The sequence below is a fragment of the Frigoribacterium sp. CFBP9030 genome (genome assembly GCF_034045195.1).
Lineage (GTDB): Bacteria > Actinomycetota > Actinomycetes > Actinomycetales > Microbacteriaceae > Frigoribacterium.
Window position 1 is genome coordinate 174,715 of record NZ_JAXCWG010000004.1, and the last position, 18,161, is coordinate 192,875.

General features: G+C 66.6%; 17 protein-coding genes and 2 tRNA genes. 9 read left to right on the forward strand and 10 right to left on the reverse strand.

The window, feature by feature from the left end; all coding sequences use genetic code 11:
- The first annotated feature begins 75 nt into the window (after positions 1 to 75).
- A complete protein-coding gene (locus SOM13_RS06595) occupies positions 76 to 612 on the forward strand; it encodes a hypothetical protein (protein ID WP_243213713.1) in 537 nt (178 codons plus the stop codon).
- Between the two features lie 303 nt (positions 613 to 915).
- Here the strand turns inward: SOM13_RS06595 and SOM13_RS06600 are convergent.
- From SOM13_RS06600 to dnaA, 10 genes are all read right to left on the reverse strand, one after another.
- A tRNA-Ala gene (locus SOM13_RS06600) sits at positions 916 to 988 on the reverse strand.
- A gap of 40 nt (positions 989 to 1,028) precedes the next feature.
- Positions 1,029 to 1,102 (reverse strand) — tRNA-Ile (locus SOM13_RS06605).
- A gap of 84 nt (positions 1,103 to 1,186) precedes the next feature.
- Positions 1,187 to 1,594 carry a DUF3566 domain-containing protein gene (locus SOM13_RS06610; RefSeq protein ID WP_243213711.1) on the reverse strand — a complete coding sequence of 136 codons (408 nt, stop codon included), beginning with the start codon at positions 1,592 to 1,594 and terminating at the stop codon, positions 1,187 to 1,189.
- A complete protein-coding gene (gyrA, locus tag SOM13_RS06615; protein WP_192061205.1) occupies positions 1,587 to 4,256 on the reverse strand; it encodes a DNA gyrase subunit A in 2,670 nt (889 codons plus the stop codon). Before gyrA ends, SOM13_RS06610 begins: the two co-directional genes overlap by 8 nt.
- A gap of 76 nt (positions 4,257 to 4,332) precedes the next feature.
- Complete coding sequence (gene gyrB, locus SOM13_RS06620; RefSeq protein WP_192061206.1) at positions 4,333 to 6,312, reverse strand: DNA topoisomerase (ATP-hydrolyzing) subunit B; 1,980 nt, start codon at positions 6,310 to 6,312, stop codon at positions 4,333 to 4,335.
- A 165-nt stretch (positions 6,313 to 6,477) separates the two neighbouring features.
- Entirely contained in the window at positions 6,478 to 7,047 is a 570-nt protein-coding gene (locus tag SOM13_RS06625; RefSeq protein ID WP_243213707.1) for a DUF721 domain-containing protein, read from the reverse strand.
- Positions 7,044 to 8,213, reverse strand: coding sequence for a DNA replication/repair protein RecF (gene recF / locus SOM13_RS06630; protein ID WP_192061207.1), 1,170 nt, complete (start codon positions 8,211 to 8,213; stop codon positions 7,044 to 7,046). The genes SOM13_RS06625 and recF overlap by 4 nt, the downstream gene beginning before the upstream one ends.
- A gap of 16 nt (positions 8,214 to 8,229) precedes the next feature.
- A complete protein-coding gene (gene gnd / locus SOM13_RS06635) occupies positions 8,230 to 9,117 on the reverse strand; it encodes a phosphogluconate dehydrogenase (NAD(+)-dependent, decarboxylating) (RefSeq protein WP_320479173.1) in 888 nt (295 codons plus the stop codon).
- 54 nt (positions 9,118 to 9,171) lie between these two features.
- A complete protein-coding gene (dnaN, locus tag SOM13_RS06640) occupies positions 9,172 to 10,320 on the reverse strand; it encodes a DNA polymerase III subunit beta (protein ID WP_192061209.1) in 1,149 nt (382 codons plus the stop codon).
- A gap of 494 nt (positions 10,321 to 10,814) precedes the next feature.
- Positions 10,815 to 12,230: a chromosomal replication initiator protein DnaA gene (gene dnaA, locus SOM13_RS06645; RefSeq protein ID WP_055799026.1), complete on the reverse strand. Its 1,416-nt coding sequence runs from the start codon at positions 12,228 to 12,230 to the stop codon at positions 10,815 to 10,817.
- A gap of 366 nt (positions 12,231 to 12,596) precedes the next feature.
- Here dnaA and rpmH point away from each other — a divergent pair, with 366 nt between their 5' ends.
- The 8 genes from rpmH (at position 12,597) to SOM13_RS06685 (ending at position 17,850) form a co-directional block, all read left to right on the forward strand.
- Positions 12,597 to 12,734, forward strand: coding sequence for a 50S ribosomal protein L34 (gene rpmH, locus SOM13_RS06650; protein ID WP_043595303.1), 138 nt, complete (start codon positions 12,597 to 12,599; stop codon positions 12,732 to 12,734).
- 9 nt (positions 12,735 to 12,743) lie between these two features.
- Positions 12,744 to 13,082 (forward strand): ribonuclease P protein component, encoded by a 339-nt coding sequence (gene rnpA, locus SOM13_RS06655; protein WP_192061210.1) that lies wholly within the window; start codon positions 12,744 to 12,746, stop codon positions 13,080 to 13,082.
- Positions 13,079 to 13,441, forward strand: coding sequence for a membrane protein insertion efficiency factor YidD (yidD, locus tag SOM13_RS06660; protein WP_192061211.1), 363 nt, complete (start codon positions 13,079 to 13,081; stop codon positions 13,439 to 13,441). Before rnpA ends, yidD begins: the two co-directional genes overlap by 4 nt.
- 10 nt (positions 13,442 to 13,451) lie before the next feature.
- On the forward strand, positions 13,452 to 14,414 hold the full coding sequence (yidC, locus tag SOM13_RS06665) for a membrane protein insertase YidC (RefSeq protein ID WP_192061212.1): 963 nt from the start codon (positions 13,452 to 13,454) through the stop codon (positions 14,412 to 14,414).
- 23 nt (positions 14,415 to 14,437) lie between these two features.
- Entirely contained in the window at positions 14,438 to 15,016 is a 579-nt protein-coding gene (locus SOM13_RS06670) for a protein jag (RefSeq protein WP_243213706.1), read from the forward strand.
- Positions 15,017 to 15,036: 20 nt separating this feature from the next.
- Positions 15,037 to 15,678: a 16S rRNA (guanine(527)-N(7))-methyltransferase RsmG gene (rsmG, locus tag SOM13_RS06675; protein WP_320479174.1), complete on the forward strand. Its 642-nt coding sequence runs from the start codon at positions 15,037 to 15,039 to the stop codon at positions 15,676 to 15,678.
- A gap of 322 nt (positions 15,679 to 16,000) precedes the next feature.
- Complete coding sequence (locus tag SOM13_RS06680; RefSeq protein ID WP_308196159.1) at positions 16,001 to 16,903, forward strand: ParA family protein; 903 nt, start codon at positions 16,001 to 16,003, stop codon at positions 16,901 to 16,903.
- Positions 16,903 to 17,850 carry a ParB/RepB/Spo0J family partition protein gene (locus SOM13_RS06685; RefSeq protein ID WP_192061216.1) on the forward strand — a complete coding sequence of 316 codons (948 nt, stop codon included), beginning with the start codon at positions 16,903 to 16,905 and terminating at the stop codon, positions 17,848 to 17,850. The genes SOM13_RS06680 and SOM13_RS06685 overlap by 1 nt, the downstream gene beginning before the upstream one ends.
- Positions 17,851 to 18,161: the final 311 nt, after the last annotated feature.

An 18,161-nucleotide genomic window follows, 5' to 3' on the forward strand; every position in this document is an offset into this window, starting at 1 on the left:
TGTCAGGTTGCGTCGTGCCAGGATGGAGGAGCCAGTATCCCTCTGGCCCCGTTGCCTACTCGTTGGAGGAACACTGTGGCCCTGTCACGCAAGCAGAAGAAGGAACTGAAGAAGTTCAAGAAGCACGCGTCCGACGTGTGGACGGAGCAGCGCGAGGTGCTCGGCCACGCTGGCAAGGTCCTCGTCGACGTCCGCGACGCCGGAGTGAAGGCCGCCAACAAAGAGGTCGTGCCCCGGGTCCGCTCCGCGGTGGACAACAACGTCCGCCCGGCCGTGTCGACCGGTCTCGCCGCCGGCAGCAAGTACGCGACCAAGGCTCAGGATCGCCTCAAGCACGACGTGTACCCGAGCGTGCAGTCGTACCTGAACGGTCTCGACATCACGAACGACCCCAAGGTGCAGAAGGCCGTCAAGAACGCCAAGAAGCAGGGCGCGAAGGTCGCGAAGAAGTACGCTCCCGCCCCCAAGAAGTCGGGCCCCGGCGTCGGCGGCGTGCTGCTGATCGGCGTGGGCGTCATCGCGCTCGGCGCTCTCGTCTTCGCCGCCGTGCAGACGCTCCGTGCCGACGACGAGCTCTGGGTCGCGGACGACGACGCCGACACGAAGGCTTAGTCTCCCCCGAACCACCGAGAGGGCCCGCATCCACCGGATGCGGGCCCTCTCGCCGTCCGGAGCCGGCAGACGCTGACCCCACAACTCATGCGGCGGGTTCCCGTCATCCGTGGCGGGTCAGCGCTGACCCGCCACGGATGACGCGAACCCGCCGAACCGGACTGCACGGCCCCGAGCGGCGAGTCTTCGAGCCCAGCGCCCCGAGCCCCGAGCCCCGAGCCCAGGGCCCCGAGCCACACGAGCACAGACAAGAAATCCCCGCTACCCGAGGACATCGGGGAGCGGGGAAAGAAATAATTCTCGTGGAGCCTAGGAGAATCGAACTCCTGACATCCTGCTTGCAAAGCAGGCGCTCTACCAACTGAGCTAAGGCCCCGTGGAGCTGGGGTTTCACCCGCTGGTGGATCTCACGGGAGTGGGGCTAACAGGACTTGAACCTGTGACCTCTTCGTTATCAGCGAAGCGCTCTAACCGCCTGAGCTATAGCCCCCGAACCGTCGTAAAGCCTACAACACCACGACGGAGTTTCCGAATCGTCGACGCGGCGGCCGCGTCGACGATTCGCTGGAACGGATCAGTTGTTGGTGAAACCGACGAGGAGACCGCCGGTCACACGCACACTGAGGTTGTAGAGCACCGCGACGATGGCGCCGATCACGGTGCCGATCACTACGTTCAGGATGGCGACCACGATCGCGAAGAGCATGACCTGGCCGATGCTGAACGACTCCTGGATGGAGAAGTCCTGATCGCCGAGGATGTCGCGCAGCAGCTGGTCCAGGTCGTTGAAGATGCCTGTCTGGTTGAGGATCAACCAGATCAGGAACGTCGCGACGACGGTGATGATGCCCAGGGCGACCGCGATCAGGAACGAGAGCTTCACGACCGACCAGAAGTCGATGTAGACCAGCTTCAGCCTGACCTGCTTGGTGCCCGCAGGTCGCTTGGCTTTGCGCTGGAGTCGCTCGGCGACACTACTCATTGATCGGTTCCTCTCCGGTGGTGCCGTCGTTCGGCACATCGGTCGTCGTGGCGTCGGTGTCGACGGCGTCGATCACGTCTCCGGGACTGACGGCCGGTACGGCCTCGTTGTCACCGACGGCATCGATGACAGCCTCGTCGGACTGTGCCACGAGGTTGCGCTCGGTGTTGCGCGCCACGGCGATGATCCGATCATCTGCGGCGAACCGTGCGAACACGACACCCATGGTGTCGCGGCCCTTGGCAGGCACTTCGGCCACGGCAGACCGTACCACCTTGCCGCTCGACAGCACCACGAGCACCTCGTCGTCCTCGCCGACGATGAGTGCGCCGGCGAGGTCGCCCCGCGCCTCCGCGAGCTTGGCGACCTTGATGCCGAGACCGCCTCGGTTCTGCACCCGGTACTGGTCGGCGGCGGTGCGCTTGGCGTAGCCGCCCTCGGTCACGACGAACACGTAGCCCTCGTCGTCCGAGACCGACGCCGACAGCAGCGTGTCGCCCTCGCGGAAGGTCATGCCCTTCACACCCGACGTCGACCGACCCATCGGACGCAGCGAGTCGTTCGTCGCCGTGAAGCGGAGCGACATCCCGTGGCGCGAGACGAGCAGCAGATCGTCGTGCTCGTCGACCAGCAGGGCGGAGACGAGCTCGTCGTCGTCGCGCAGGTTGATCGCGATGATGCCGCCGGTGCGGTTCGTGTCGTACTCGGTGAGCGCGGTCTTCTTGATCAGACCGTCGCGGGTGGCTAGCACCAGGTACTGGGCCACCTCGTAGTCGCGGATGTCGAGCACCTGCGAGATCTGCTCGTCGGGCAGCATCGCGAGCAGGTTCGCGACGTGCTGGCCCTTCGCGTCGCGACCGGCCTCCTGGAGCTCGTAGGTCTTGGCGCGGTACACGCGACCCTTGTTCGTGAGGAACAGCAGCCAGTGGTGCGTGGTGGTGACGAAGAAGTGGTCGACGACGTCGTCGGCGCGCAGCTGCGCACCCCGCACGCCCTTGCCGCCGCGGTGCTGGCTGCGGTAGTTGTCGCTGCGGGTGCGCTTCACGTAACCGCCGCGGGTGATGGTGACGACCATCTCCTCTTCGGGGATGAGGTCCTCGACGCTCATGTCGCCGTCGAAGCCGAACATGATCTCGGTGCGCCGGTCGTCGCCGAACTTCTCGGTGATCTCGGCCAGCTCGTCGCTGACGATCGTGCGCTGGCGCTCGGGCTTCGCGAGGATGTCCTTGTAGTCGGCGATCTCGCGCTCGAGCTTGTCGGCGTCCTCCTGGATCTTCTGCCGCTCGAGGGCGGCCAGACGGCGCAGCTGGAGGTTGAGGATGGCCGAGGCCTGGATCTCGTCGACCGTGAGGAGGTCCATCAGGCCGACCCGCGCCTCCTCGACGGTGGGCGACCGGCGGATCAACGCGATGACCTCGTCGAGGGCGTCGAGCGCCTTCAGGTAGCCGCGCAGGATGTGCACGTCGGCTTCGGCCTTCTTCAGACGGAAGCGGGTGCGCCGCTGAATGACGTCGATCTGGTGATCGACCCAGGCCGAGATGAAGCCGTCGAGCGCGAGCGTGCGCGGGATGCCGTCGACGATCGCGAGCATGTTCGCGCCGAAGTTCTCTTGCAGCGACGTGTGCTTGTAGAGGTTGTTCAGCACGACCTTCGCGACCGCGTCGCGCTTGAGCACGATGACGAGTCGCTGACCGGTGCGACCCGAGGTCTCGTCGCGGATGTCTGCGATGCCGCCGACGCGACCGTCTTTGACGAGCTCGGCGATCTTGATCGCCAGGTTGTCGGGGTTGACCTGGTACGGCAGCTCGGTGACGACGAGGCAGGTGCGACCCTGGATCTCTTCGACGTTGACGACGGCGCGCATCGTGATCGAGCCGCGACCCGTGCGGTAGGCGTCCTGGATGCCCTTGACGCCGAGGATCTGCGCACCCGTCGGGAAGTCGGGCCCCTTGATGCGCTGCATGAGCGCCTCGAGCAGCTCTTCGCGCGACGCCTCGGGGTTCTCGAGGTACCACTGCGCACCCGACGCGACCTCGCGCAGGTTGTGCGGCGGGATGTTCGTGGCCATGCCGACCGCGATGCCGACCGAGCCGTTGACGAGCAGGTTCGGGAACCGGCTGGGCAGGATGGCCGGCTCTTGGGTGCGGCCGTCGTAGTTGTCTTGGAAGTCGACGGTGTCTTCGTCGATGTCGCGGACCATCTCGAGTGCGAGCGGCGCCATCTTGGTCTCGGTGTACCGCGGTGCCGCGGCGCCGTCGTTGCCGGGCGAGCCGAAGTTGCCCTGGCCGAGCGCGAGCGGGTAGCGCAGACTCCACGGCTGGACCAGACGCACCAGCGCGTCGTAGATCGCCGTGTCGCCGTGCGGGTGGAACTGACCCATGACGTCGCCGACGACGCGCGAGCACTTCGAGAACGCGCGGTCGGGGCGGTACCCGCCGTCGTACATCGCGTAGATGACCCGGCGGTGCACGGGCTTCAGGCCGTCGCGGACCTCGGGCAGCGCGCGCCCGACGATGACGCTCATCGCGTAGTCGAGGTACGAGCGCTGCATCTCGAGCTGGAGGTCGACCTGCTCGATGCTGTCGCGCTTCAGCGCCGCCGCGAAGGTGGGCGTGACCTCGGGGTCGGTGCCCTCGGGGGTGTCTGTCGGCTCGTCGGCCATGATTCTCCGTTTGTCGTCGTCGGCCCCGATCTGCTCCGCGGGGCGCGGATGTCCTCCGGATCACCGGAGGCGCGTGTCAGATGTCGAGGAAGCGCACGTCTTTCGCGTTCTGCTGGATGAAGTTGCGTCGCGACTCGACGTTCTCGCCCATCAGGGTGTCGAAGATCGTGTCGGCGGCCGCGGCGTCCTCGAGGGTCACCTGCAGCAGGGTGCGGGTCTCCGGGTCCATCGTGGTCTCCCACAGCTCTTTGTAATCCATCTCGCCGAGGCCCTTGTAGCGCTGGATCGCGTTCTCCTTGGGGATCCGCTTGCCGGCGGCGCGACCCGACACCAGCACGGCGTCGCGCTCGGCGTCGCTGTAGACGTACTCGTGCGGCGCGTTGCTCCACTTGAGCTTGTAGAGCGGCGGCTGTGCGAGGTAGACGTAGCCGAGGTCGATCAGCGGACGCATGTAGCGGAACAGCAGGGTCAGCAGCAGCGTCGTGATGTGCTGGCCGTCGACGTCGGCGTCGGCCATCAGCACGATCTTGTGGTACCTGGCCTTGTCGGGGTCGAAGTCCTCGCCGATGTCGGCGCCGAAGGCCTTGATCATCGCCTGGACCTCGTTGTTGCCGAGCGCGCGGTCGAGACGGGCCTTCTCGACGTTGAGGATCTTGCCGCGGAGGGGCAGGATCGCCTGGGTCTCGGGGTTGCGCCCCTGCACGGCCGAACCGCCGGCCGAGTCGCCCTCGACGATGAAGATCTCGCTGAGCGAGGGGTCTTTGCTCTGGCAGTCCTTCAGCTTGCCGGGCATGCCGTTCGACTCGAGCACGCCCTTGCGTCGGGTCTGCTCGCGCGCCTTGCGAGCGGCCATGCGGGCCTGCGATGCAAGGATCCCCTTGCGGACGATCTCGGCGGCCTGACGCGGGTTGCGGTCGAACCAGTCGGTGATCTGGTCGAACGCGACCTTCTGCACGAACGACTTCGCCTCGGTGTTGCCGAGCTTCGTCTTCGTCTGACCCTCGAACTGCGGTTCGCCCAGCTTGATCGAGATGACGGCGGTCAGGCCCTCGCGGACGTCGTCGCCCGTGAGGTTGTCGTCCTTCTCCTTCAGCAGCTTGTTCTTCGGGTCTTTCGCGTAGCGGTTGACCAGCGTGGTGAGCGCCGCACGGAATCCCTCTTCGTGGGTGCCGCCCTCGTGCGTGTTGATCGTGTTCGCGTAGGTGTGGACGCTCTCCTGGTACGAGGTGTTCCACTGCATCGCGACCTCGAGCGAGATCTTCTTCTCGGTGTCCTCCTGCTCGAAGGCGATGATGTCGTCGTGGACGGTCTCGACCTTCTTCACCGTGTTGAGGTACTCGACGTAGTCGACGAGGCCCTTCTCGTAGTGGAAGACGTCGTGCCTCGGCTCGGCGTCGTCCTCTTGCACGCGCTCGTCGCTGAGCTCGATGCGGAGGCCCTTGTTCAGGAAGGCCATCTGCTGGAATCGGGTGCGGAGCGTCTCGTAGTCGAACTCGATGCTCTCGAAGATCTCGGCGTTGGGCCAGAAGGTGATCGTGGTGCCGGTGGTCTCGTCCGCCTCGCCCTTGGCGAGCGGGGCGACGGGCACACCGTCGGTGAAGCTCTGCCGGTACACGTTGCCCTGGCGGCGGACCTCGACGTCGAGCTCGCTCGAGAGCGCGTTGACGACGGAGCTGCCGACGCCGTGCAGACCGCCCGAGACCGCGTACCCGCCACCGCCGAACTTGCCGCCGGCGTGCAGCACGGTGAGGACGACCTCGACCGTCGACCGCCCCTCCACCGGGTGGATGTCGACCGGGATGCCGCGGCCGTTATCGACGACGCGCACGCCGCCGTCTTCGCGCATCGTGATCTCGATGTGGTCGCAGTGCCCCGCGAGGGCCTCGTCGACCGAGTTGTCGACGATCTCGTACACGAGGTGGTGCAGACCCCGGGGCCCGGTCGAGCCGATGTACATGCCCGGTCGCTTGCGGACGGCCTCGAGCCCTTCGAGCACCTGGATATCGCCGGCGCCGTAAGAGTGGTCGGGTTGGGCGTCGGTGGTGTCAGGTGACATGTGCGGGGAGGCTCCTGCCGGATGGGACGAGGGTGGAACGCCCGTTCTCCGAACCCCTGGAGAGTCCGGCGGACGACCTTCCGAGTCTACCGCAGGCCCGTCCGCGACGGGGCGAAATCCGCCCTCAGAGGGATTTTCTCCACCGCCTTGGACGATTCACCCTCGTCACCCGTAGGTATCGCGAGGACCACGCCCTGGAACCGATCTGGGACCGCGTTTCCAGGTCGGGGCGTTGGGTGCCAAGAATCGCACCGACTGGATGCCCGCCTCGGGGTACCTCTGGACGATGGTCGTGGTGACCTGTCCGCGCATCAGACGGAGCTGCGTCGCCCAGGCCGTCGAATCGCACTGCACGGTGAGCGTGCCGTCGTCGATCGACACCGGATGCGAGTGCCCCGAGAGCTCGTCGCCCACCAGCGCCGGCCACGCCTCCATCAGCTCGGACTGCGCGAGCGGGGAGTTCCAGCCCATCTCGGTCGTGACGCTGGCGAGCACGTCGGCGATGCCCCGTGGCTCGCGACCCGTGCCGAAGGGCTGACTCGGCGATCCGAGCTTGATGGCCTTGCGTCGTCGACCGTCGCGCGACCGGCTCGTGGGGTCGCCGAAGACCCGGCGAAAGCGCAGATACACCCGCTGCGCCTCGTCGGCGGGCGGCGGCTCCACCGGCGGCAGCTGCGGGCCGGGGACCGGAGGAGGCGCGGCGCCGGTCTCGGACGGATCGGGCGCGTCGGTCACGGGGTCGCCTCGTCGACGATGGTGCCGGCCGCGATGCGCACGGTGTGCGCCTTCAGCCGCTGCGGCACGTCGCCCTCGACCGCGGCGGTGATGAGCACCTGCTCGTAGCCGGCGACCTCGTCGGCGAGACGCTCGCGGCGGGATCCGTCGAGCTCGGCGAACACGTCGTCGAGCACGATGACGGGGTCGCCGGTGGCCGACTCGGAGCGGACGACCGCCGCCGACGCGAGCTTCAATGCCAGAGCGAACGACCACGATTCGCCGTGGCTGGCGTAACCGCGTGCCGGGAGGCCGTTCAACGAGAGGAAGAGGTCGTCGCGGTGCGGCCCGACCAGGGTGAGACCGCGATCGAGCTCGGAGGGACGCACGCGGGCGAGCGCCTCGCGGAACACGTCGGCGACGGACTCGGCCGGGATCGCCTCGTCGGGGACCTCCGCGGCCGCCGCGGTCTCGTCGTCGGGGACGGACCCGCGGATGCTCAGCACGGTGGCGAGCCGGGCCCGGTGGTCTTCACCGGCCACGGCGGCGTAGGCGCGGGCGACCTCGGGGGCGAGATCGGCGGCCAGTCGATCGCGCGCGATGATGAGCTCGCTGCCGAGGGCGACGAGACGTTCGTCCCAGATGTCTAGGGTGCCGAGCTGACCGGCCTTGACGCCGCTGGCCCTGGCCGACTTGAGCAGGGTGTTCCGCTGCTTCAGCACCCGCTCGTAGTCGGTCTGGACGCCGGCGAAGCGAGGTGATCGGGCGACGAGCAGCTCGTCGAGGAACCGGCGGCGACCCGACGGTTCGCCTCGCACGAGCGCGAGGTCTTCGGGGGCGAACAGCACGCTGGTGAAGTAGCGCGGCAGCTCGCGGGGCTTGATCGCGCCGCGGTTGATCTGCGCCCGGTTCGCCGACGACCGGTTGATCTGCACCTCGGCGAGCAGCTCGCGACCGTCGGCCTCGAGTCGGGCCCGGACGATCGCGGAGTCGGCGCCCTGTCTGATGAGGGCGGCGTCGCTCGAGACGCGGTGCGAGCCGAGACTCGAGAGGTAGCCGAGCGACTCGACCAGGTTCGTCTTGCCCTGGCCGTTGCTGCCGACGAAGAGGTTCGGCCCGCGCGCGAGGCCGACTTCTGCAGTGGTGTAGTTGCGGAAGTCGGTGAGACTGAGATGCAGTACTCGCACGCGGGCCGGAGAGGCGCTAGGCCTTCTTGACCGCGTGGCCACCGAACTGGTTGCGCAACGCGGCGACGGCCTTCATGGTCGGCGAACCCTCGCCCTGACGCGAGACGAAGCGCGCGAAGATCGACGCGCTGATCGTCGGCATCGGCACGGCGTGGTTGATCGCCTCTTCGAGAGTCCAGCGACCCTCGCCGCTGTCCTCGACGTAGCCCGAGATCTCGGCGAGCTTCGGGTCGGCCTCGAGGGCGAGGACCATCAGCTCGAGCAGCCAGGAGCGCACGACGGTGCCGCGCTGCCAGGCCTTGAAGGTGCCGGGCACGTTCTTGATCAGGTCGGAGCGGGCCTCGAGGAGCTCGTAGCCCTCGCCGTAGGCCTGCATGATGGCGTACTCGATGCCGTTGTGGACCATCTTCGCGTAGTGACCGGCGCCGGTGTCGCCGGCGTGCACGAAGCCCTCCTCGCGGGGGCCCTCGGGGCGGAGCGCGTCGAAGATCGGCTGTGCGATGGCGACGTTCTCGGTGGAACCGCCGACCATGAGGCCGTAACCGTTGTCTTTGCCCCAGACACCGCCCGAGACGCCGGCGTCGATGTACTTGATGCCCTTGGAGCCGAGCAGCTTCTCGTTGGCGAAGTCGCTGGTGAACTTGCTGTTGCCACCGTCGATGACCAGGTCGCCCTCGGAGAGCTCCTTGGAGAGGTCTTCGATGACGGCGGCGGTGATGTCGCCCGCGGGGACCATCACCCAGACGATGCGGGGGCTGGGGAGCCCGGCGGCGAGATCGGAGAGCGTGGCGACGTCGGAGACGGCGGGGTTGGCGTCGTAACCGGTCACCTCGATGCCCTTGTCGCGGAGGCGGGCACGCATGTTGTTGCCCATTTTGCCGAGACCGACGAGGCCGATGTGCATAGGTTTCCTTTGTTCGTGGGAGGCGCGGGTGGGCGCCTGCTCTGGGGGGCGCGTCTAGCGCAGGAGGAGGTTGGGCTGCAGCAGGTACTTGTAGCTGTCAGCGCCTGCCTGGTCTTTGGAGGACTGACTGGTGATCAGCACCGGACCGGGCTTGTTCGGGTTCTCCGTCTTCGTGAAGGAGATGCGGACGAACTCGGAGTGGACTGCTCCGAGACCGTCGAGGAGGAACTGCGGCTTCAACGAGACCACGGTGTCCTCTCCCGTCAACAACGCATCGATCGACTCTGACGCCTGCGCCTGCTCGCTACCGATGGCCTCGAGGGTGAGGCCGTCGATGGTGAACGTGAACCTGAGGGCCGCCTCGCGCTCGAGGACGAGCGAGACGCGGCGGATGGACTCGACGAGCTCGGCCGTGTTGATCACGGCGTAGTTCTCGACGGTCTCGGGGAAGAGCCGCTTGACCGGGGGGAAGTTGCCCTTGATCAGCAGCGAGGTGACGGTCTTGTTGCCGGCCTGGAACGCGATGAGCTCGCGGTCGTCGCTGCCGGTGATCGACACGGAGACGGTGGTCGCGTTGCCGAAGGTCTTGCCGACCTCCTGCAGGGTGCGGGCCGGGACGAGCGCGGTGGTCGTCTCGGCGCTGGCGGCGGTGCCCGGGTCGAAGTCGATGCCTCGGACGGCCACGCGGTACCGGTCGGTGGCCACGAGCGAGAGCGCGTTCTCGGTGACCTCGAGCTGGACACCCGTGATGACCGGGGTGACGTCGTCGCGTGACGCGGCGACGGCGACCTGCGAGACGGCCAGTGCGAAGCGGTCGCCGGGTACGACACCCGACTGCTCGCCCACCGTCGGCAGCGTCGGGTACTCCTCGACGGGCATGCTCAGCAACGAGAAGTTGGCGGACCCGCAGCTGACCGCGATGCGGTTCTCCTCTGTGGAGAACGTGACGGGAGCGTTCGGCAGGCGACTCGCGATGTCCGCCAGCAGACGCCCGGAGACGAGGATCGTGCCGGGTTCGTCGACCTCGGCGGGGATCTGCGTCTGAGCCGAGACCTCGTAGTCGAACGACGACAGGGTGAGGCCGTCGGCGTCCGCCTCGATCAGCACCCCGCTCAGGATCGGCAGCGTGGTGCGCTGCGGAAGGAGCTTCACCGCGAAGGAGACGGCATCGCTGAAGACGTCACGGTTGACCTGGAACTTCACGCGGGGGACCCCTATCGACTACCTGCTCGTGGATGGCCGGTTAATACTGGCACAGCAATCGGCGCCCCGGACCCGTGGCCTCGAGGGCCCTCGATCCGTCCACAAGGTTGTCTCTCCAATGATTTCTTGTAATGAGGATTAACAGTCTTAACCGTTGTGCACAGTGTGGATAACCTGTTAAAAACCCCGCGGCGACAGGGAACTACAACCGTGTGACTTGTGCACTCGGTGTGGACCGGAATCACAAACTCCGGGACGACCGCCGGTGGGGTCGAGGGCTGTTCCCACAGGGTCATGTCATCCGTGAACAACCGGCCCCCAAGTTATCCACCACTTTCCACAGGTTATCCACACTGTGGGATCGTCCGGTCTCCTGGGGTGCTGTTGCGCGCCTCCTGCAGGTCGACGAGACGACGAACGGGCGCCGACCGATGGTCGACGCCCGTTCGGACGGTGCTGCCGGGAGGTGACGATCTCGCCCCTCGACCGGGCCCTTATTTGTAGCGGGTGTCCTGTTTGATGCGGCTGGTGAGCTCGGTGACCTGGTTGTAGATCGACCGGCGCTCCTTCATCAGCTCGCTGATCTTCTTGTTCGCGTACATGACCGTCGTGTGGTCGCGGTTGCCGAACAGCTGACCGATCTTCGGCAGCGACAGGCTGGTCAGCTCGCGGCACAGGTACATCGCGATCTGCCTCGCGGTCGCGATCGCCTGCGACCGCGACGAGCCGTAGAGGTCGTCGACCGAGAGCTTGAAGTAGTCGGCGGTGTGGTTGATGATGTCGACCGGCGCGATGATGTTGTCTTCATCTAGCGTGATGAGGTCTTTCAGCACGGTCTGCACCAGCGCCAGGTCGACGGCCGTCCGGTTCAGGCTCGCGAACGCCGTGACCCGGATGAGCGTGCCCTCGAGCTCGCGGATGTTGCTCGACACCTTCGTGGCGATGAACTCGAGCACCTCGTCGCGGATCTGCAGCTTCTCGCTCTGCGCCTTCTTGCGGAGGATCGCGATGCGGGTCTCGAGGTCGGGCGCCTGCACGTCGGTGATGAGGCCCCACTCGAAGCGCGAGCGCATGCGGTCCTCGAAGCCGGTCAGGTGCTTCGGCGGCAGGTCGCTCGTGATCACCAGCTGCTTGTCGTGATCGTGCAGCGTGTTGAAGGTGTGGAAGAACGCCTCCTGGGTGCTGTCCTTCCCCTGCAGGAACTGGATGTCGTCGATCAGGAGGATGTCGATCTCGCGGTACCGCTGCTGGAACAGGTTCGAGCGGTTGTTCGCGATCGAGTTGATGAAGTCGTTCGTGAACTCCTCGCTGCTGACGTAGCGGACGCGGATGCCCGGGTACATCGTCTCGGCGTAGTGGCCGATGGCATGGAGGAGGTGCGTCTTGCCGAGGCCGGACGACCCGTAGATGAAGAGGGGGTTGTAGGCCTTGGCCGGCGCCTCGGCCACGGCGACCGCGGCGGCGTGGGCGAACCGGTTCGAGGCCCCGATGACGAAGTTGTCGAAGCTGTACTTCGGGTTCAGCCGCGAGTCGTTGCGCTTGCCCGTGGTCGGCGACTCGACCGGGGTAGGGACGAACGGGGCCTCGATGTAATGGGCCGGCTCGGTCTGCTCGGGCTGCTGGGTGAGGGTGTCGGGCGTGATGTCGGGGTTGACCGTGATGGCGAAGCTCGCGACGGAGTCGTCGCCGAGCGCGGCGATCGATTCGAGGAGCGGACCCCGGATGCGCTGTTCGAGCATGCCCCGGGTGAGGTCGTTGGGCACCTCGAGGTAGAGGGTGCCGCCGAGCACGCCCTTCGGCTCGACCAGGCTGATGAAGCCGTGCAGCTGGGGGGTGATGCGGTCGTCGGTGGTCAGACTCGCGAGCACGGACCGCCAGAGGTCCTGGACCGGATCGACGGTGTTCGCCACGGGGATTTCTCTTTCTGCCGGTGATCTGCGTGCTGGGCACGCCGTGCGCCCCGGGGGCGACGGCATCTCGGCGTACCGAGTTATGCACAGCTTTGTCCACGGGTCGGCGGTGGCCGATTCAGCCGGGAGTGGTGCTCGTTCCCCGTGTTTACGCGGATCCGGAGCGGGAGGTACCCACCCTAGTTCGGATGAGTATGTCTTCTGCAATCGGAGTTTTCAACACTGTGGATAAACTCCCCCGAGGCTGCCGTTTGACCGCAGGGCCGATGCCGCGTACTTTTAATCAGTTGATTTCAGCCAGTTGGGCTGTACAAGACTTCTCGGATCATGGCAGCAGGCCAGGTCCGCATCACTGGAGAAAACACCATGAGCAAGAGAACGTTCCAGCCGAACAACCGCCGCCGCGCCAAGAAGCACGGTTTCCGTGCTCGCATGCGCACCCGTGCGGGTCGCGCCATCCTCGCCGCCCGTCGTGGCAAGGGTCGCACCGAACTCTCCGCGTAGTCGCACCCGGTGTTGGCCAGAGCCAACCGGATCGTCCGCGCAGACGACTACCGAAACACCGTGCGCCGTGGCCGCAAGTCGGCCACGGCGCACTCGGTCGTCTACGTGCGTCGTCATGACGACGGCGGCGACGTCCGGTTCGGGTTCATCGTGGCCAAGACCGTGGGCAACGCGGTCGCCCGCAACACCGTGCGTCGTCGCCTCAAGCACGTCTGCCACGAGCTGCTGCCGTCGCTGCCCCCGGGCACCGACATCGTGATCCGCTCTTTGCCAGGCAGTGTCGACGTTTCCTGGTCTACCCTGCTGAGGGATATCTCAGGGGTCGTCGACAAGGTCGTGAAAGCGTGAGAGAACTCGTACTGTTCGTGTCGTTGCTTCCACGCAACGTCGCGATCGTCGTGCTCCGCGCCTACCGGGCTGTCATCTCCCCGCTCTACGGCGAGGTCTGCCGGTACCACCCGTCGTGCTCGCGGTACGCGCTCGAGGCGATCCAGCGGTACGGCGTCGTCGCCGGCTCCGCTCGCGGCGCCTGGCGCATCGCGCGGTGCAACCCCTGGGCGGCGGGCGGCATCGACGACGTCCCCGAACCGCGGTTCCAGAACTTCTCGATCACGGGCTCCGGCTTCGTGCTCCCCCGTCGTGCGGCTCGAGCCTCCGCTCCCGTCGCACCGCACGGTCTCCTCGTACAGAGCCACGGAAAGGGCTGACCCGAACACCATGGGCTTCATCGACACCATCCTCTGGCCCCTCAAGTGGGTCGTCGAGGCGATCCTCGTCGGCTTCCACGAACTCCTGACCAGTGCGGGCATGGGCTTCGACTGGGGCGGAACGTGGGTGCTGTCGATCGTCGGCCTGGTGCTCGTCGTGCGCGCGCTGCTCATCCCGATCTTCGTCCGGCAGATCAAGAGCCAGCGACGCATGATGGAGATCGCGCCCAAGCTCAAGAAGATCCAAGACAAGTACAAGGGCAAGCGCGACCAGTTCAGCCGCGAGGCCATGTCGCGCGAGACCATGGCGCTGTACAAAGACACCGGCACCAACCCGCTCAGCTCGTGCCTGCCGCTGCTGATCCAGATGCCGATCTTCTTCAGCCTCTTCTCGGTGCTGCAGAACGCCCAGCGCGAGGGCGTCGGGGTCGGCCTGCTGAACCAGGCGCTCTCCACGTCGTTCGGCGAGGCGACCCTCTGGGGCGCACCGCTGAAAGAGACCTTCCTCAGCGCCACCACCTGGGAGGTGCGTCTCATCGCCGCCGGCATGGTCGTCGTCATGACCGCGTCGCAGTTCATCACCCAGCTGCAGATCGTCTCCAAGAACATGTCGCCCGAGACCAAGGCGAGCCCCATGTTCAAGCAGCAGCGCATGCTCCTCTACGTGCTGCCCCTCGTCTTCGTCTTCTCGGGTCTCTCGTTCCCCCTCGGCGTCATGTTCTACTGGCTGACCTCGAACATCTGGACGATGGCGCAGCAGTTCATCGTCATCCGCAACATGCCCACGCCCGGCAGCGAGGCGGCGCTCGCCCGCGAAGAGCGCCTCGCCCGCAAGCAGCAGCGCAAGGGCCAGGGTCTGCCCGCCATCACGGTGACCGAGATCGAGTCGGCTCCGGCCGTGCCGAAGACCACCCAGCGCACTCAGCCGGTGGGCAAGAACCGCGCCAAGAAGCAGAACGGCAACAAGAAGTGACGAGCGAGACGGACCACAACGACGTGACGAACACGCAGCCGACCGACGCCGAGGGCGTCGCCTCCGAGACCGAGTCCCCCGAGGAGGCGCGGGTCGACCCGAGTGCCGCCGAGGCCTCCGACGAGAACGCGACCAGCGCCTCCTCGACGGGCGACCTCGACGAGGGCGAGATCGCCGCCGACTACATCGAAGAGCTGCTCGACATCTGCGACTTCGACGGCGACATCGACATCGAGGTCCGTGCCGGCCGCTCGTACATCTCGGTGGACTCGACGGGCGAGGGCAACCTCCGCGTGCTGTCGAAGCCGGACACGGTGAACGCTCTGCAAGAGCTGACGCGCATCGCGGTGCAGACCAAGACCGGCGAGTTCTCGCGGCTCATCCTCGACATCGGGGGCTCGCGCGCCATCCGCGAGGCCGAGCTCGGCGCCCTCGTCGACCGCGCGGTCGAGAAGCTCGAAGAGGGCGGCACCGCGGCGTCGCTGCCCCCCATGTCGTCGTACGAGCGCAAGCTGGTCCACGACATCGTGGCCGCTCGTGGCTTCACCTCGGAGTCCGAGGGCGAAGGCCGCGACCGCCACACCGTCATCACCCGCGCCTGAGTCGGCACGCCGAACGACCGATGGCCGACCAGAGCACCCTCGAGACCGAACCGGCCGTCGCCGCCGAGATCTTCGGCGACCGCATCGACGCGGTGCGGCAGTACGCACGTGATCTCGCCCAGTACGGCGAAGAGCTCGGTCTGATCGGCCCGCTCGAGCTGCCGCGGCTGTGGACGAGGCACATCGTCAACTCCGGTCTCGTCGCACCCCTCCTCGTCGACGGCCGCGTGGGCGACGTGGGGTCGGGTGCGGGTCTGCCCGGCCTGGTGCTCGCGGCCGCCCGGCCCGGCGCGACGCTCGTGCTGATCGAGCCGATGGAGCGTCGCACGGACTGGCTGCGTGCCGAGGCCGGCCGAATGGGCCTGACGAACGTCGAGGTCGTGCGGGCTCGTGCCGAGGAGGTCGAGCTCGACGGCTGGCTCGACCAGGTGACCGCCCGCGCGGTGTCGGCGCTGTCGAAGCTGATCCCGCTGACCGCTCCCCTGGTGAAGACGGGCGGCCAGTTGCTGCTGATGAAAGGCGCGCGGGTCGATGCCGAGGTCGACGCGGCTCGCAAGGTCATCGCGAAGAACCATCTCGTCGACGTCGAGGTGCTCGAGCTGGGCGTCGGCGTGGTCGACCCGACCGAGACGACCAGGGTGTTCCGCGCCACCCTGGCGTGACCACCTTCAGGAGGCGCGATCCGGCTCCACAGGAGCCGATCTGAGCGCGTTCGGTCGCGTCGGGGTGCGACTCGTGGTGGCTGTAGCGCTGAGAGAGCGTTTGACGCATGCGACACCCGATCTGGTACCTGAACTACCCTTGATCAGGAGTTTCGACGGTTTGCGTGTCATTGCACGCTCACCTCCGTGCTTTGTCGGTGCTGCAAGCTAAAGTTGAGCCAGTGCTCGACCTGTCGCCGCGCCTCCTCGGTGTTCGACTGTGTTCGTCGGGCGGCACCCACGTTGTTCCACGTGAAACATGGCGATTCGGAGAATCCATCCGGTGAGTTCCTCCACTGACTACGACGGCACCACTCCCCTGGCTCGGGAGCTCGCCGACCTGAACCGGCGCAAGGCGGCACTGTCGCGTGCGCCGCTCCCCCCGCCGGCGGAGACACGGGTCTTGACCGTGTCGAACCAGAAGGGTGGTGTGGGCAAGACGACGACGACGGTGAACCTCGCCGCCGCCCTGGCTCGCAGTGGCGCCCGCGTGCTCGTCATCGACCTCGATCCCCAGGGCAACGCCTCGACCGCTCTCGGAGTCGACCATCGGGCGGACACCCCGAGCGTGTACGACGTCATCGTCAACGACGGCAACATGGACGACGTCGTGCAGCAGAGCCCCGAGTTCGACACCCTGTTCTGCATCCCGGCCACCATCCACCTCGCCGGTGCTGAGATCGAACTCGTCTCTCTCGTCGCCCGTGAGCAGAGGCTCCGCACGGCGTTGGAAGCGCACCTGGAGCGGACAGAGGCTGCGGGCCAGCGCTACGACTACGTGTTCATCGACTGCCCGCCGTCACTGGGTCTCCTCACCATCAATGCGTTCGTCGCTGCAGGAGAAGTCCTGATCCCGATCCAGTGCGAGTACTACGCGCTGGAGGGGTTGAGCCAGCTGCTCCGCAACATCCAGCTGATCGAGAAGCACCTCAACCCGCGTCTGGCCGTGTCGAGCATCCTGCTGACGATGTACGACGGCCGCACGAACCTGGCGCAGCAGGTCGTCGCCGACGTACGCGAGCACTTCCCCAAGGAGGCGCTCAAGACGCTGATCCCCCGCTCTGTGCGGATCAGCGAAGCCCCTGGTTACGGGCAGACCGTGATCAGCTACGACCAGAACTCCCCCGGGTCGATCTCGTACCTCGAGGCGGCCGCCGAACTCGCACACCGAGGAGCACCCCAGTAGTGGCTACGAAGAGAACCGGACTCGGGCGCGGCATCGGCGCCCTCATCCCCGTGAACGACGAGACCCAGGGTCGCCCTGTCGACGTGTTCTTCCCCACGGCCCAGCAGACGGCGGAAGACCTGGTCGCGGTGCCCGGGGCTCGGTTGGCGAACCTCAATCCCCTCGACGTGGTTCCGAACGCGAAGCAGCCGCGCACGGAGTTCCGTGACGAGGAGCTGGCTGAGCTCGTGACGTCGATCCGCGAGGTCGGCGTGCTGCAGCCCATCGTCGTACGGCCCCTGCCGAACAAGGGCAAGAAGACGACGCCGGTGCAGTACGAGCTCGTCATGGGCGAGCGCAGACTCCGCGCGACGAAGGAGCTGGGTCTCGCGACGATCCCGGCGATCGTCAAAGACACCGCTGACGACGCGATGCTGCGTGACGCTCTGCTGGAGAACCTGCACAGGGCTGAGCTGAACCCGCTCGAGGAAGCATCCGCCTATCAGCAACTTCTTGCCGACTTCGGCATCACTCAGGATGAACTCGCCACTCGCATCGGTAGAAGCCGACCTCAGATCACGAACACGCTGCGCCTTCTGAGGCTGCCGGCCAGTGTGCAGCGCCGGGTGGCTGCGGGCGTGCTGTCGGCCGGTCATGCACGGGCGATCCTATCGACGGGCGACCCCGTGCTGATGGAGCGTCTCGCGGAGAAGATCGTCAACGAGGATCTCTCCGTCCGACAGGCTGAGGCGATCGCTGCAGGGTCTCCGGCGAAGGCCAAGACCACCAAGGCGGCCGGCCGCCACCAAGCGCACCTCGACGAGATCGCCGAGGGCCTCGGCGACCGGCTCGAAACACGGGTAAAGGTCAACCTGGGTGCGCGAAAGGGGTCGATCACCATCGACTTCGCCACGATCGACGACCTGAACCGCATCCTCGGCGAATTGGGCCAGGACCCCGTGGTCTGAGGTCGAATTAGCCGTCTGGACGGTCGTGTTTCACGTGAAACGCCCCCTCTTTGGAGGGGGCGTTTCGGCGCTGTGGGTGCTGAGCAGTGCTGTTAGTGACACTGGCTGCGTACAGACCGGATTCCTCGCGTGGCTTGGTAGGTGGGCCTGGCCTTCGCTCTCGCCCTGGCCCGGATCCGGACACCGTTCGTTGTCGCGGTCGTACCGTGCAGGGGCGTGCAGGGCGATCTCCAGGGTCTGCTCGTCTCTGCGATAGCCATGGTGTGTTGCTCGTCGCTGGACGCCGATGCGCTGTTTCATGTCTGTGAACA

What these genes read in the sequence shown, in the direction of transcription:
- SOM13_RS06610 (WP_243213711.1), bottom strand. Translation starts at nt 1,594, where the DNA reads ATGAGTAGTGTCGCCGAGCGACTCCAGCGCAAAGCCAAGCGACCTGCG.
- gyrA (WP_192061205.1), bottom strand. Translation starts at nt 4,256, where the DNA reads ATGGCCGACGAGCCGACAGACACCCCCGAGGGCACCGACCCCGAGGTC.
- gyrB (WP_192061206.1), bottom strand. Translation starts at nt 6,312, where the DNA reads ATGTCACCTGACACCACCGACGCCCAACCCGACCACTCTTACGGCGCC.
- gnd (WP_320479173.1), bottom strand. Translation starts at nt 9,117, where the DNA reads ATGCACATCGGCCTCGTCGGTCTCGGCAAAATGGGCAACAACATGCGT.
- rpmH (WP_043595303.1), top strand. Translation starts at nt 12,597, where the DNA reads ATGAGCAAGAGAACGTTCCAGCCGAACAACCGCCGCCGCGCCAAGAAG.
- yidC (WP_192061212.1), top strand. Translation starts at nt 13,452, where the DNA reads ATGGGCTTCATCGACACCATCCTCTGGCCCCTCAAGTGGGTCGTCGAG.
- rsmG (WP_320479174.1), top strand. Translation starts at nt 15,037, where the DNA reads ATGGCCGACCAGAGCACCCTCGAGACCGAACCGGCCGTCGCCGCCGAG.